The sequence below is a fragment of the Variovorax sp. P1_H12_2 genome (assembly GCF_056405335.1).
The window spans coordinates 1-11,566 of the sequence record NZ_JBFUCI010000185.1; the positions used below are offsets into that span (position 1 = coordinate 1).

The 11,566-nt window shown below is 68.9% G+C and carries 16 protein-coding genes; 6 read left to right on the forward strand and 10 right to left on the reverse strand.

The features are described from left to right. Positions 1-28: 28 nt before the first annotated feature. Complete coding sequence (locus AC1D2K_RS18740) at positions 29-940, reverse strand: YihY/virulence factor BrkB family protein (protein WP_478090338.1); 912 nt, start codon at positions 938-940, stop codon at positions 29-31. A 71-nt stretch (positions 941-1,011) separates the two neighbouring features. Here AC1D2K_RS18740 and AC1D2K_RS18745 point away from each other — a divergent pair, with 71 nt between their 5' ends. Genes AC1D2K_RS18745 through AC1D2K_RS18760 form a run of 4 tightly spaced genes read left to right on the forward strand, consistent with a single transcriptional unit; the run spans position 1,012 to position 3,652 of the window. Further along, the gene (locus tag AC1D2K_RS18745) at positions 1,012-1,596 is read left to right on the forward strand and encodes a chromate transporter (protein ID WP_478090339.1); all 585 of its coding nucleotides are present in this window, start codon (positions 1,012-1,014) and stop codon (positions 1,594-1,596) included. Further along, the gene (locus AC1D2K_RS18750; RefSeq protein WP_478090340.1) at positions 1,593-2,192 is read left to right on the forward strand and encodes a chromate transporter; all 600 of its coding nucleotides are present in this window, start codon (positions 1,593-1,595) and stop codon (positions 2,190-2,192) included. Before AC1D2K_RS18745 ends, AC1D2K_RS18750 begins: the two co-directional genes overlap by 4 nt. A gap of 21 nt (positions 2,193-2,213) precedes the next feature. After that, positions 2,214-3,179, forward strand: coding sequence for an aldo/keto reductase (locus tag AC1D2K_RS18755; RefSeq protein WP_478090341.1), 966 nt, complete (start codon positions 2,214-2,216; stop codon positions 3,177-3,179). Further along, positions 3,176-3,652, forward strand: coding sequence for a DUF3237 domain-containing protein (locus AC1D2K_RS18760; RefSeq protein ID WP_478090342.1), 477 nt, complete (start codon positions 3,176-3,178; stop codon positions 3,650-3,652). The genes AC1D2K_RS18755 and AC1D2K_RS18760 overlap by 4 nt, the downstream gene beginning before the upstream one ends. A gap of 121 nt (positions 3,653-3,773) precedes the next feature. Here the strand turns inward: AC1D2K_RS18760 and rlmB are convergent, their stop codons facing one another. From rlmB to AC1D2K_RS18775, 3 genes are read right to left on the reverse strand one after another with little or no spacing between them, the layout of a single operon-like run. Continuing rightward, on the reverse strand, positions 3,774-4,517 hold the full coding sequence (gene rlmB, locus AC1D2K_RS18765) for a 23S rRNA (guanosine(2251)-2'-O)-methyltransferase RlmB (protein ID WP_478090343.1): 744 nt from the start codon (positions 4,515-4,517) through the stop codon (positions 3,774-3,776). A gap of 37 nt (positions 4,518-4,554) precedes the next feature. Further along, positions 4,555-4,740 (reverse strand): hypothetical protein, encoded by a 186-nt coding sequence (locus AC1D2K_RS18770; RefSeq protein WP_478090344.1) that lies wholly within the window; start codon positions 4,738-4,740, stop codon positions 4,555-4,557. Positions 4,741-4,763: 23 nt separating this feature from the next. Then, positions 4,764-5,474 carry an ABC transporter ATP-binding protein gene (locus tag AC1D2K_RS18775; protein WP_478090345.1) on the reverse strand — a complete coding sequence of 237 codons (711 nt, stop codon included), beginning with the start codon at positions 5,472-5,474 and terminating at the stop codon, positions 4,764-4,766. On the opposite strand from AC1D2K_RS18775, the gene AC1D2K_RS18780 reads away from it, so the two are divergent. Beyond that, positions 5,437-6,141 carry an arylesterase gene (locus tag AC1D2K_RS18780; protein ID WP_478090346.1) on the forward strand — a complete coding sequence of 235 codons (705 nt, stop codon included), beginning with the start codon at positions 5,437-5,439 and terminating at the stop codon, positions 6,139-6,141. The two genes, AC1D2K_RS18775 and AC1D2K_RS18780, sit on opposite strands and share 38 nt — an antisense overlap. Positions 6,142-6,213: 72 nt before the next feature. On the opposite strand, the gene AC1D2K_RS18785 is transcribed toward AC1D2K_RS18780, so the two are convergent. Together AC1D2K_RS18785 and AC1D2K_RS18790 are read right to left on the reverse strand one after the other, a co-directional pair. Next, a complete protein-coding gene (locus AC1D2K_RS18785; RefSeq protein ID WP_055796387.1) occupies positions 6,214-6,417 on the reverse strand; it encodes a hypothetical protein in 204 nt (67 codons plus the stop codon). Positions 6,418-6,487: 70 nt separating this feature from the next. Further along, the gene (locus AC1D2K_RS18790; RefSeq protein ID WP_478090347.1) at positions 6,488-7,681 is read right to left on the reverse strand and encodes a PLP-dependent transferase; all 1,194 of its coding nucleotides are present in this window, start codon (positions 7,679-7,681) and stop codon (positions 6,488-6,490) included. Between the two features lie 141 nt (positions 7,682-7,822). Between AC1D2K_RS18790 and AC1D2K_RS18795 the strand changes: the two genes are divergently transcribed. Further along, a complete protein-coding gene (locus AC1D2K_RS18795; protein ID WP_478090348.1) occupies positions 7,823-8,260 on the forward strand; it encodes a VOC family protein in 438 nt (145 codons plus the stop codon). Positions 8,261-8,276: 16 nt separating this feature from the next. Here AC1D2K_RS18795 and AC1D2K_RS18800 read toward each other — a convergent pair whose 3' ends face one another. The 4 genes from AC1D2K_RS18800 to AC1D2K_RS18815 all read right to left on the reverse strand — a co-directional run bounded on the left by AC1D2K_RS18800 (position 8,277) and on the right by AC1D2K_RS18815 (position 11,563). Continuing rightward, entirely contained in the window at positions 8,277-8,801 is a 525-nt protein-coding gene (locus AC1D2K_RS18800; RefSeq protein ID WP_442288078.1) for a phosphoribosyltransferase, read from the reverse strand. A gap of 28 nt (positions 8,802-8,829) precedes the next feature. Beyond that, positions 8,830-10,161 carry an adenylosuccinate synthase gene (locus AC1D2K_RS18805; protein WP_478090349.1) on the reverse strand — a complete coding sequence of 444 codons (1,332 nt, stop codon included), beginning with the start codon at positions 10,159-10,161 and terminating at the stop codon, positions 8,830-8,832. An 18-nt stretch (positions 10,162-10,179) separates the two neighbouring features. Then, positions 10,180-11,349, reverse strand: a complete 1,170-nt coding sequence (locus tag AC1D2K_RS18810) for an ATP phosphoribosyltransferase regulatory subunit (protein WP_478090350.1) — start codon at positions 11,347-11,349, stop codon at positions 10,180-10,182. A gap of 130 nt (positions 11,350-11,479) precedes the next feature. Beyond that, positions 11,480-11,563 (reverse strand): DUF2065 family protein, encoded by an 84-nt coding sequence (locus AC1D2K_RS18815; protein WP_478090351.1) that lies wholly within the window; start codon positions 11,561-11,563, stop codon positions 11,480-11,482. Between the last annotated feature and the right edge of the window lie 3 nt (positions 11,564-11,566).

The following is an 11,566-nucleotide window of genomic DNA, read 5'->3' on the forward strand; positions in this document are numbered from 1 at the left end:
AGTGACGGAGCGTGGGGGTCAGGTCAGGTCAGGTCGCCTTGCCCGGCTCGTCGGTCCGCATCGGCGAACGCCCGGGCGCGGGCCGGGGAACGCCCTTGAGCGACCCGTAGGTGTGCGCATAGACCCAGGTGAACTCGACCCCCAGCAGGAAGATCTGCGCCGAGTAGTAGACCCACACCAGCACCACCACCAGCGAACCGGCGGCCCCATAGCCTGACGCGATGCCGGTGGTGCCGATGTACAGGCCGATCAGGTACTTGCCGACGGTGAACAGCACGGCGGTCACGGCCGCGCCCACCCACACGTCGCGCCACTGCACGCTCGCGCGCGGCATGACCTTGAAGATCATCGCGAAGCCCACCGTCACCGTCACGAAGCCGAAGGCCGAATTGACGTTCTGCGCCAGGGTGGCCCAGCCGCCGAAGAGCGGCGCCCACCATTCGCCCAGGGCTGCCAGTGCCGCGTTGACCACCAGCGACACGATCAGCAGGAAGCCGATCCCCATGATCATGCTGAACGAGAGCAGCCGCGTGCGCATGAGCGACAGCAGCCCGCCGCTCTCGTCGCGCGCCGGCGCCCGCCAGATGCGGTCGAAGGCGTCCTGCAGTTCGCCGAACACCGTGGTCGCACCGATCACCAGCAGGCCGATGCCGACCACCGTGCCGACGATGCCCTGGGTCGGCTTGTTGAGTGCTTCCAGCATCGCCTGGACCGCCCTCGCGCCTTCGGCCCCCATCAGCTCGGAGAGCTGATCGAGGATCTCGCCGCGCGCGGCCTCCTGGCCGAACACCAGGCCGACCACCGAGATCACGATCAGGATCAGCGGCGCCACGGAGAACACCGTGTAGTAGGCCAGCGCGGCGCCCATGCTGGGGGCGTAGTCGGCCCGCCACGAGGCCACGGACTGCTTGAAGAGATCGAAAACCGCGCGTGCGTTCATGGCCGGAGTTTCGCAGCAACCAGGCGGGCCCGCGTCGCGCCGAAGAGGCCGGCCCACGATAATCGCGGCACATGCACCCGGCATCTCCTCCTGCGGCGACCGACCGCCCCCGACCCCAGTCTCCGCGCGACCTGTTCGTTTCATTCACCTGGCTCGCACTGCAGGGCTTCGGCGGCGTCCTCGCCATCGTCCAGCGCGAGATGGTCGAGAAGAAGCGCTGGCTCACCGCCGACGAATTCCTCGAGGACTGGGCCGTGGCCCAGGTGCTGCCGGGACCCAACGTCATCAACCTGGCGCTGATGATCGGCGACCGCCATTTCGGCCTGCGCGGCGCGATCGCGGCCGTGGCCGGCATGCTGCTCGTGCCGCTCGGCGTGATCCTCGTGCTGGCGGTGGCCTATGCCCGCTTCGCGGCGAATCCCGAGGTGGCCGGCGCCCTGCGCGGCATGGGCGCGGTGGCCGGCGGGCTGATCGCCGCCACCGGCATCAAGCTGATTCCCCAGTTGCGCCGGCATCCGCTCGGCTTCGGCGCCTGCCTGGCACTGGCGGCGCTGGTGTTCGCCRCCATCGCGCTGGCCCACATCCCGCTCGGCTGGGTGCTGCTGGCGGTCGGCGGCGTGGCCTGCGTCTGGACCTGGCGGAAGATTGCTGAATGACCATCGCGATGCACTGGCAGGACTGGCTGTCCCTGTTCGCCCAGTACATGATGCTCTCGCTGCTGTCGATCAGCGGCGCCATCACCACCGTGCCCGACATGCACCGCTACCTGGTGAGCGACCACGGCTGGCTCAGCGACGCCCAGTTCAGTTCCTCGGTCGCGATCGCCCAGGCCGCGCCGGGCCCCAACGTGCTGTTCGTCGCGCTGATGGGCTGGAACGTCGGCCTGAATGCCGGCGGCGGCATCGGCGCCGGCCCCCAGGCGTGGCTGCTCGGCCTCCTGGGCCTGGCGGTCACGATGGTCGGCATCATGCTGCCCAGCACCACCCTGACCTACTTCGCGACCCGCTGGGGCCATCGCAACCGCTCGCGGCGCGAGGTGCGCGCTTTCAAGCAGGGCATGGCGCCCGTCGTCATCGGCCTGCTGGTCGCCACCGGCTGGGTGCTGGCCGCGGGTAACCACGCCGGCAACGCGCCCGCCTGGCACCTGTGGCTGTTGACCGGCGTGGCGGCGTTTATCGTCTGGCGAACCCGCATCCACCTGCTGTGGCTGCTGGGGGCCGGCGCGCTGCTCGGCGCCCTCGGTTTCGTCTGATTCACCCACAAAGGCTGTTCCATGCAACTTCGACCCCTCGGCCGCTCCGGCCTGCAAGTCTCCCCGCTGGCATTCGGCGGCAACGTCTTCGGCTGGACCGTGGACGAGGCACTCTCGTTCCGGCTGCTCGACGCCTGGCTCGACGCGGGCTTCAACTTCGTCGACACCGCGGATGTCTATTCGAGCTGGGTGCCGGGCCACAGCGGCGGCGAATCCGAAACCCTCATCGGCAAGTGGCTCCGGCAGACCGGCAAGCGCAACCGGATCGTGCTCGCGACCAAGCTCGGCAAGCCGATGGGGGAAGGCAAGAAGGGGCTCTCGCCGGCCTACATCCGCGAGGCAGTGGACGCGTCGCTGCGGCGCCTCAAGACCGACCACATCGACCTCTACCAGTCGCACGACGACGACCCGGAAACACCGCTCTCGGACACGGCCGAGGCCTTTGCCGCGCTGATCCAGGCCGGCAAGGTTCGCGCGATCGGGGCCTCGAACTTCAGCGCGCCGCGCCTGGCCGAGGCGCTGGACGTCGCCGAGAAACAGGGGCTGCCGCGCTACGAGAGCCTGCAGCCGCTCTACAACCTCTATGACCGCGCCGTGTTCGAGGACGCACTGGAGCCGCTGTGCCTCGAGCGCGGTGTCGGCGTGATCAATTTCTACGCCCTCGCGGCCGGCTTCCTCACGGGCAAGTACCGCACCGAGGCCGATGCCGCCAAAAGCGCGCGCGGTGCCAGCACGACGAAGAAGTACCTGAACCCGCGCGGGCTGCGCATCCTCGACGCGCTCGACGCCGCCGCCAAGGCCCAGGGCGCGACGATGGGCCAGGTGGCGATCGCATGGCAGATCGCGCGGCCCGCGATCACCGCTCCGATCGCCAGCGCCACCTCGATGAAGCAGCTCGACGAACTGGTGGCGGCCGCCACGCTGCGTCTGGCGCCCGAAACGGTCGCAGCGCTGGACGCGGCCAGCACCGAAACCGTCTCCCCATGAATTCGATCGATCCGCTGGCAGCGCCGGCACTCGCGTATTTCGCCGACCTGACGGTCGAAGTCGGCCAGCCCCAGATCCTGAGCCATGGCCCGCGCGGCACGCGGCGACTGGTCCCGATCACCGGCGGGGAGGCCCGCGGCAACGGCTGGACCGCGCGGGTCCTGCCCGGCGGCACCGATTTCCAGCTGATCGTGAGCGAAACGCTGTCCGAGCTCGACGCCCGCTACGGCCTGGAAACCGACGCCGGCGACCTGATCTACGTGCAGAACCACGCGGTCCGCTCGGCGCCGGCCGAGGTCATGGCCAAGCTGCTGCGCGGCGAGCCGGTCGACCCGGCCCAGGTCTATTTCCGCTGCAATCCGCGCTTCGAGACCTCTTCCCCGGCCCTGGGCTGGATCGCCGAGCGCATGTTCGTCGGCGTCGGCGTGCGGCATCCCGCCCAGGTCGTGATGCGCTTCTTCACCCTCCCCTAACCGGCCGGCGCAGCCAGGCCTTTTCGGGAAACACCGCGGAACCGGCTCCGCCGGGCCGCTGGTGTTGCCCCCGGTAGGGGGTGGGCGGGCTACACGAAGTGAGCCCAACCTGGGGGCGAGCCTATGCTCTTTGGCGCATGGCTTCGTAGAGGCAGATGCCGCTGGCCACCGAGACGTTGAGGCTTTCGACCGCGCCCGCCATCGGAATGCTCACCAGCTCGTCGCAGGTCTTGCGGGTGAGTTGCCGCATACCCTCGCCCTCGGCACCCAGCACCATCGCGAGGGGGCGCTTCAGGTCGCACTGGTACAGCGTGCCGGGCGCGTCGTCGCTGGTGCCCACGCACCAGATGTTGCGCTCCTTGAGCTCGCCGAGGGTGCGTGCCAGGTTGGTCACCATGAAATAGGGCACGGTCTCGGCCGCCCCGCTCGCCACCTTGGCCACGGTGGCGTTGATGCCGGCGGCATGGTCTTTCGGTGCGATCACCGCATGGGCCCCCGCGCCGTCGGCCACGCGCAGGCAGGCGCCCAGGTTGTGCGGGTCGGTCACGCCGTCGAGCACCAGCAGCAGGGGCACGGTGCCTGCGGCTTCGAGGCCCTCGAGGAGCTCGTCGATCGAATGGGTCTGGGCCACGGGCTCGACGCGCGCGGCCACGCCCTGGTGGCCGTGGCTGCCGCTGAGCTTGGACAGGCGCAGGCCGTCGGCCTCGACGAGCCGCACGCCGGCGTCCTGCGCACGGGCGACGAACTGCCGCATGCGCGCATCGCGCCGGCTGGCATCGAACAGCACCTCGATCACCGATTTCGGCGCGGTCTTGATGCGCACGCCCACGGCATGGAAGCCGAAGATCACTTTGGGAGAAGACATGGGGGGATTATCGAGCCCCCGGGGCACGCTGCCCGCGTCAGGACCGGCCGCCGAAATACCACAGGGCGACAACGACCACGACGATGGCCAGGACGGCCGCCGCCACGCGCCACCGGCGCGGCCCGCCACCACGCCCGGGGTCGGGCTCCGGCCCGCCGCGGGGCGCCAGCCCGCCGAACGCAGTGTCTTCCTCGTCTTCGCTGTCGGATGAGGGTTTCCGCATGGCCGTGATCCCCCTGATGGCGCTCAGGTACTGCGCCCGTCGAGCGCCACGCGCCCCGCCTCGATCGTGATCTTGCGTTCGCACTGGGCGGCAATGCCGCGGTCGTGCGTCACGAGCACGAGCGTGGTGCCCAGTTCGCGGTTGAGGTCGAACATCAGCCGCATGACCTGCTCGCCGGTGGCGAAATCCAGGCTGCCGGTGGGTTCGTCGGCCAACAGCAGCGCCGGCTGGACCACGAAGGCCCGGGCCAGTGCCACCCGCTGCTGCTCGCCGCCCGACAGCACCTTGGGATAGTGGCCCAGGCGCTGGCCCAGGCCGACGCGGCCGAGCATCTCGGTGGCCGCCTTGCGGGCATCCTTGCGATCGGCCAGCTCGAGTGGCAGCATCACGTTCTCGAGCGCGCTCAGGTTGCCGAGCAGCTGGAAACTCTGGAACACGAAGCCGACTTTCTGGGCCCGCAAGGCCGCGCGCTCGTCTTCGTCGATCGCGAACAGGTCCTCGCCGCCCAGCCTGACGGTGCCGCGGGTGGGCGTGTCGAGGCCGGCGACGATCGACAGCAGCGTGCTCTTGCCCGAGCCCGAGGCGCCGACGATCGCCGCCGTCTCCTTCGCGCCCAGGGTGAAATCGATGTCCTGCAGAATGTCCAGCGTTCCGGTGGAATCGGTGACGGACTTGAAGACATGCTCGACGGCAACGATGGCATCGGCTCGGTCATCGGTTCGGAGTGAGGACATTGAAAGGTTTCGCGTGGTGAATCGACGTCACTTTATCTTGAGCGGCACCCTGGCCGCGAATGCGGGGTCATGGCTGGCCGCCGAAGCGCAGGCCGCGCCCGGCAAGCAAGCCGTGATCCTGGTGGTCGGCGATTCGCTGTCGGCCGAGTACGGCCTCAAGCGCGGCGAAGGCTGGGTGCCCCTGCTCGACCAGCGCCTCACGCAGCAGAAGGTCGCAGCCACGGTGGTCAACGCCAGCATCAGCGGCGACACCAGCGCGGGCGGCCGGGCCCGCCTGCCCAACCTCCTGGCGCAGCACCAGCCGACCCATGTGGTGCTCGAGCTGGGCGCCAACGACGCGCTGCGCGGCCTCCCGCTGGCGAGCACCGAGGACAACCTGCTGCAGATGACCCGGGCCGCGCAGGCCGCGGGCGCCCAGGTGCTGCTGGTCGGCATCCAGGTGCCGCCGAACTACGGCAGCGACTACACGCGCCGCTTCGAGGCACTGTTCACCAAGGTGGCGGCCGCGACGAAGGCGCCGCTGGTGCCCTTTCTCCTGAAGGGCGTCGCGGACGGGCCCGACGCCGCGGTGCTGTTCCAGGCCGATCGCATCCACCCGACCGCGGCCGCGCAGCCGCGCATGCTCGACAACATCTGGCCCGCATTGCGCAAGATGCTGCCCAAGTGAGCCACCGATCAAGCAAAAAGCCGCCGCGGCGCATGGCCGCGGCGGCTCTTCAAAGGTCGACGCCGGAACGGCTCAGCCGTTCTTGGTGGGCAGTTCGGGCACCGTCGGCGGATCGCGTTCCAGCGATGCGACGTCGGTTTCAGGGTCCCCCGGGGCCAGCCCGTCACTGCTGGGGCTGAGCTTGCGGTTGGCCTTTTCCCGCAGTTTCTCTTCCTTCTTCTTCTTCTTTGCCAGTTCTTTCTGGCGCTTTTCGTAGCCGTAATTTGGTGTTGCCACTGCTTCTCCTTCGGGCGAGACAGTCACGGTGACTGCACATGGTCAGACTGTACGCGATATCGAGGGCGCCTCAGAGCGCCGCGAGGGCCTGTTCGAGATCGGCGCGCAGGTCGTCCACGTCCTCCAGGCCGATCGAGAAGCGCACCAGCGTGCCCTTGTGGGGCCAGCGGGCGACCGCCGCATCGCGCATGAGACCGATGTCGTAGGGCACCACCAGGCTGATCGGCCCGCCCCAGGAATAGCCGAGCCGGAACAGCGCCAGGCTGTCGCAAAAGCGATCGATCTGCTCGCTGCCATAGCGGGCGTCGAACACCACCGAGAACAGGCCCGCCGCAAGGTCGGTCGCCCCGCAGAGCCGCAGCCAGTGCGCATGTCCGGGCGAGCCCTCGAGCGCCGGGTGCAGCACCTGCGCGACCTCGGCCCGGCCTTCGAGGCAGCGGGCGAGCTCGCGCGCGCTCCGGTCGTGCGCCTCGTACCGCAGCGCCATGCTCGGCAGCGAGCGCAGCAGGGTCTCGACATCGCCGACCCCGATGCCGAAGCCCATGCGCATGTGCGTGAGCTTGAGCGCGCGGTGCAGGCGCTCGTCGCGGGTGACCACGCTGCCCATCAGGACATCGCCACCGCCGCTCGGGTATTTGGTGAGCGCATGGACCGAGATGTCGACGCCCTGCCCGCTGCCATTGAAATCGAAGGGCGCGAAGGCCAGGCCGGCGCCCCAGGTGTTGTCCAGCACGCTCACCACGCCGCGCGCCCGGCAGATGTCGACCAGCGCCGGCAGGTCCGGGAACTCCATCGTGACCGAGCCGGCCGCCTCCACCCAGACCAGCTTGGTGCGGTCCGACAGCTTGGCCGCGAGATCGGCCGGGTTCATCGCGTCGTAGAGCCGATGGGTGATGCCGAAGTTGGCCAGCTCGCCGGTGGCCAGCGCCTTGTTCGGGCCATAGGCGTTGTCCGGGATCAGCACCTCGTCGCCGGTCTTCAGCAGCGCGAACGACACCAGCGCGATCGCCGCCAGCCCGCTGGGCACCAGCAGGCATTCGGTGCCGCCCTCCAGCGTGGCGAGCCGCTCCTCGAGCGTGAAGGTGGTCGGCGTGCCGTGCAGTCCGTAGGTGTAGCCGGCCTTGGTCCTCCAATCGCGCGCGCGCATCGCGGCGACGTTGGCGAAGAAGACAGTCGAGGCCTTGAAGACGCCGGGCTGGGGCGCCGAAAAATGGGCCGGTGGCAGGTAGGGATGATGGATCAGGTCGGTGATGGGCTTTCGCATCCCTCCATGCTAGTCGACCGGGTCGGCACCAGCGCGGACAATGGAAGGCATGCTGCTGACGCGCATCCCCAAATTCGTTCGATACAACCGGCGCGGGCAGGTCCAGAATCGCACCCACTCCGCTTCATCGAGGACCCCAGGATGACCGTCCATGAACTKTTCCCCTACCTCTGCGTGAATGACACGGCTGCCGCCATCGCCTTCTACGGCGAGGTCTTCGGCGCCACCGAAAAATTCCGGCTGGCCGAGCCCAGCGGCCGCATCGGCCACGCCGAGCTCGACTTCGGCGGCACCATCGTGATGCTGTGCGACGAGTTCCCGGAATACGGCATCCGGAGCGCCACCACGATCGGCGCCACGCCGGTCACGCTGCACCTTCACGTGGACAACGCCGACGCGCTGGTGGAACGGGCGCTGAAGGCAGGCGCGACGCTGGAAATGCCGGTCGAGGATCACTTCTACGGCGAGCGCTCGGGCACCTTCCGCTGCCCCTTCGGCCACCGCTGGAACGTCGGCCATGCCATCGAGGAGGTGGCGACCGACGAAATGCAGAAGCGCTACACGGAAGAGCTCAAATGAGACCGGCCGGCCTGAATCAGACCGACCATTTCTCGAGCAGCTTCTCGGCACCCAGCGAGTCGTAGCCCTCGAAGGGCTGATGAATCCACGGATTGGTCTGCAGGAACTCCACCGAATAGTCCGGCGTGAAGGTCGACAGCGCCTTGGTCCAGAGCACCGCGCTGCGCAGCTCGGTGATGGGCTTGTAGTTGCTCTTGAGCTGCTCCACCACGGCGTGCAGCGTGTGGCCCGAATCCGCGAGGTCGTCGACCAGGAGCACCTTGCCCGCGATCTCGCCCTTGGGCGTGGTGATGAAGCGCGCGATATCGAGGTGGCCCTGCACCGTGCCGGCGTCGGCCCGGTACGAGCTGGTCGACATGATCGCCAGCGGCTTGTCGAAGATCCGCGACAGCACGTCGCCCGGMCGCAGGCCGCCGCGCGCCAGGCACAGGATGGTGTCGAAATGCCAGCCTGACTGATGCACCTTGATCGCGAGCTTCTCGATCAGGTTGTGGTACTCGTCGTAGCTCACGTAGAGGTGCTTGCCGTCTTCGGTCAACATGGGTCTGGGCTCCAGCGGGGGTGGTGGGTCAATCGGCGAGATAGGGGTGGCGCATCATGATCGTGTGATCGCGATCGGGGCTGGTCGACACCATGTGGATCGGCACCCCCGTGACCTGCTCGATGCGCTGCAGGTACAGCCGCGCATTGATCGGCAACTTGTCGTACTGGGTCACGCCCACGGTGCTGTCGGTCCAGCCTTCGAGCTTCTCGTAGACCGGCGTGCAGCGCTCGATCTCGTCGGCGCCCATCGGCAGGATGTCGGTGTACTCGCCGTCTAGCTGGTAGCCGGTGCACAGCTGCAGCTCTTCGAGGCCGTCGAGGACGTCGAGCTTGGTGATGCACAGGCCGCTCAGGCCGTTGACCTGTGCCGAGCGCTTGAGCAGCGCGGCGTCGAACCAGCCGCAGCGGCGGCTGCGTCCCGTGGTCACGCCCTTCTCGGCGCCCACGGTGCTCAGGTGATAGCCGACGGTACCGGGCGTGGCCCAGTCGAGTTCGGTCGGAAACGGGCCGCCGCCGACGCGCGTGCAGTAGGCCTTGGTGATGCCGAGCACGTAATGGAGCATGCCGGGCCCGACCCCCGAACCGGCCGCCGCATTGCCGGCCACGCAGTTGCTGGAGGTCACATACGGATAGGTGCCGTGGTCGACGTCGAGCAGGGTGCCCTGCGCGCCCTCGAACAGCAGGTTGGCGCCCGCGCGGTGCGCGTCGTTGAGCTCGCGCGAGACGTCGGCCATCATCGGCTTGAGCAGTTCGGCGTGGCGCATGGCCTCGTCGTAGACCGTGTCGAAGTCGATCGCCGGCGCGCTCAGCACCTGGGTCAGCACATGGTTGTGCAGCTCCAGCAACACACGCAGCTTGGTGGCGAAGCGCTCGGGGTGCTTCAGGTCCTGCACGCGCAGCGCGCGGCGCGCGATCTTGTCCTCRTAGGCCGGGCCGATGCCGCGGCSGGTGGTGCCGATCTTCTCGATGCCGCCCTTCTCGCGGTAGGCCTCGCGCGCGATGTCGAGCGCCGCGTGGAACGGCAGGATCAGCGGGCAGGCCTCGCTGACGCGCAGCCGCGAACGGACCTCGACGCCGGCCTTCTCGAGGCCTTCGATCTCCTCGAACAGCTTGGCCGCCGAGACCACCACGCCGTTGCCGATGTAGCACTTGACGCCGGGCCGCATGATGCCGCTGGGGATCAGGTGCAGCGCGGTCTTGACGCCGTTGATGACCAGCGTGTGGCCGGCATTGTGGCCGCCCTGGAAGCGCACCACGCCCTGTGCGCTCTCGGTCAGCCAGTCGACCAGTTTGCCCTTGCCCTCGTCGCCCCACTGGGTACCGACGACGACCACGTTTCTTCCGGTGGTAACGCTCATGATGACTCTCTTCTCAGATCAAATTCGGATGGCTTGCACGCGCCATTGGCCGCCGGATTCGACGAGCTCGCGGTCGCAATGGAATTCGTCGATCTCGCTGTCGTGGCCCGGCAGCACGCAGACCACGGTCTCGCCCTCGCCGCGCAGTGCGGCGATGGCCTTGTTGAGCGCTTCGGCATCGCTCCAGGGCGCCCGGATCGCGGCCCGCAACGGCCGCGCCGGCAGCGCCGCGACCAGCTCGCGGAGGTCGAGGCTGAAGCCGACGGCCGGACGGTTGCGGCCGAACACCGCCCCCACCTCGTCGTAGCGCCCGCCGCGCACCAGCGAGTCGCTGGCGCCGTCGGTGTAGATGCCGAAGCGCATGCCGCTGTAATAGGCGTAGCCGCGCAGGTCGGCCAGGTCGAAGCTGACGCGCGCGCCGTCCAGGCGGCCGGCGAGTTGCTTCAGGTCGGACAGTGCCGCCCGGATGCCGGGGCTGTCGGGCAGCACCCGGGCCGCTTCGTCGAGCACCGACGCATCGCCGTAGAGCTGCACGAGGGCCAGCAGGCCTTCTCGCGAAGGCGCCGGAAAAGCGGCCGTGAGCTCGCGCAGCGTGCTCGCGTCCTTGGCCGCCAGTGCCGCATGAACGCGCGCGATCATGGCCGCATCCACCGGCACGCCGGCAAACAGCGAGTCCACGATGCGGACGTCCGCCAGGTCGACGATCACCGGCGCTTGCGGCCGCCCGGTCACGCCGGCCGCCCGCAGGCAATCGAGCGCCAGGCGCAGGATCTCGGTGTCGGCTTCGAGCCCCGCATGGCCGTAGATCTCGGCGCCGAACTGCAGCGGCTCGCGCGTCGCGTGCGGGCGGTCGGGCCGGGTGTGGACCACCGGACCGCAGTAGCACAGGCGCGCTACGCCCGCACGGTTGAGCAGATGGGCATCGATGCGCGCGACCTGCGGCGTGGTGTCGGCGCGCAGACCCATGCTGCGTCCCGACAGCTGGTCGACCAGCTTGAAGGTCTGCAGGTCGAGCGCTTCGCCGGTACCGGACAGGAGGGATTCGAGATGCTCGAGCAGCGGCGGCATCACCAGCTCGTAGCCATAGCCACGGGCGGTGTCGAGCAGCTGGCGTCGAAGTTCTTCGATGTGGCGCGCCTCGGAAGGCAGCACATCGGCAATGTGATCCGGGAGGACCCAGGCGGACATGGAGATCGGGGGCGTGGTTAAACCGGGATTCTACCGGGTGCGCGTCAGGCCGGCGCCCGGCCGCCCCAAGACGGCTGCGGCCCCCTCGGGGGGCAGCGACCGCACGCAGTGAGGAAGCGTGGGGGCGCGTTCACGCCAGGAGCCAAAGCAGGATCAGGCCCAGAAGAATGCTGCACAGGCCGAAGAATCGCAGCTGGCCGTCGCGCAGTTGCATGAG

Excerpts from the sequence above, each read along its gene's own strand:
- AC1D2K_RS18780 (WP_478090346.1), top strand. The coding sequence starts at position 5,437 with ATGGCATCGGCTCGGTCATCGGTTCGGAGTGAGGACATTGAAAGGTTT.
- AC1D2K_RS18750 (WP_478090340.1), top strand. The coding sequence starts at position 1,593 with ATGACCATCGCGATGCACTGGCAGGACTGGCTGTCCCTGTTCGCCCAG.
- AC1D2K_RS18760 (WP_478090342.1), top strand. The coding sequence starts at position 3,176 with ATGAATTCGATCGATCCGCTGGCAGCGCCGGCACTCGCGTATTTCGCC.
- AC1D2K_RS18790 (WP_478090347.1), bottom strand. The coding sequence starts at position 7,681 with ATGCGAAAGCCCATCACCGACCTGATCCATCATCCCTACCTGCCACCG.
- AC1D2K_RS18740 (WP_478090338.1), bottom strand. The coding sequence starts at position 940 with ATGAACGCACGCGCGGTTTTCGATCTCTTCAAGCAGTCCGTGGCCTCG.
- AC1D2K_RS18770 (WP_478090344.1), bottom strand. The coding sequence starts at position 4,740 with ATGCGGAAACCCTCATCCGACAGCGAAGACGAGGAAGACACTGCGTTC.
- AC1D2K_RS18810 (WP_478090350.1), bottom strand. The coding sequence starts at position 11,349 with ATGTCCGCCTGGGTCCTCCCGGATCACATTGCCGATGTGCTGCCTTCC.
- AC1D2K_RS18755 (WP_478090341.1), top strand. The coding sequence starts at position 2,214 with ATGCAACTTCGACCCCTCGGCCGCTCCGGCCTGCAAGTCTCCCCGCTG.
- rlmB (WP_478090343.1), bottom strand. The coding sequence starts at position 4,517 with ATGTCTTCTCCCAAAGTGATCTTCGGCTTCCATGCCGTGGGCGTGCGC.
- AC1D2K_RS18775 (WP_478090345.1), bottom strand. The coding sequence starts at position 5,474 with ATGTCCTCACTCCGAACCGATGACCGAGCCGATGCCATCGTTGCCGTC.
- AC1D2K_RS18815 (WP_478090351.1), bottom strand. The coding sequence starts at position 11,563 with ATGCAACTGCGCGACGGCCAGCTGCGATTCTTCGGCCTGTGCAGCATT.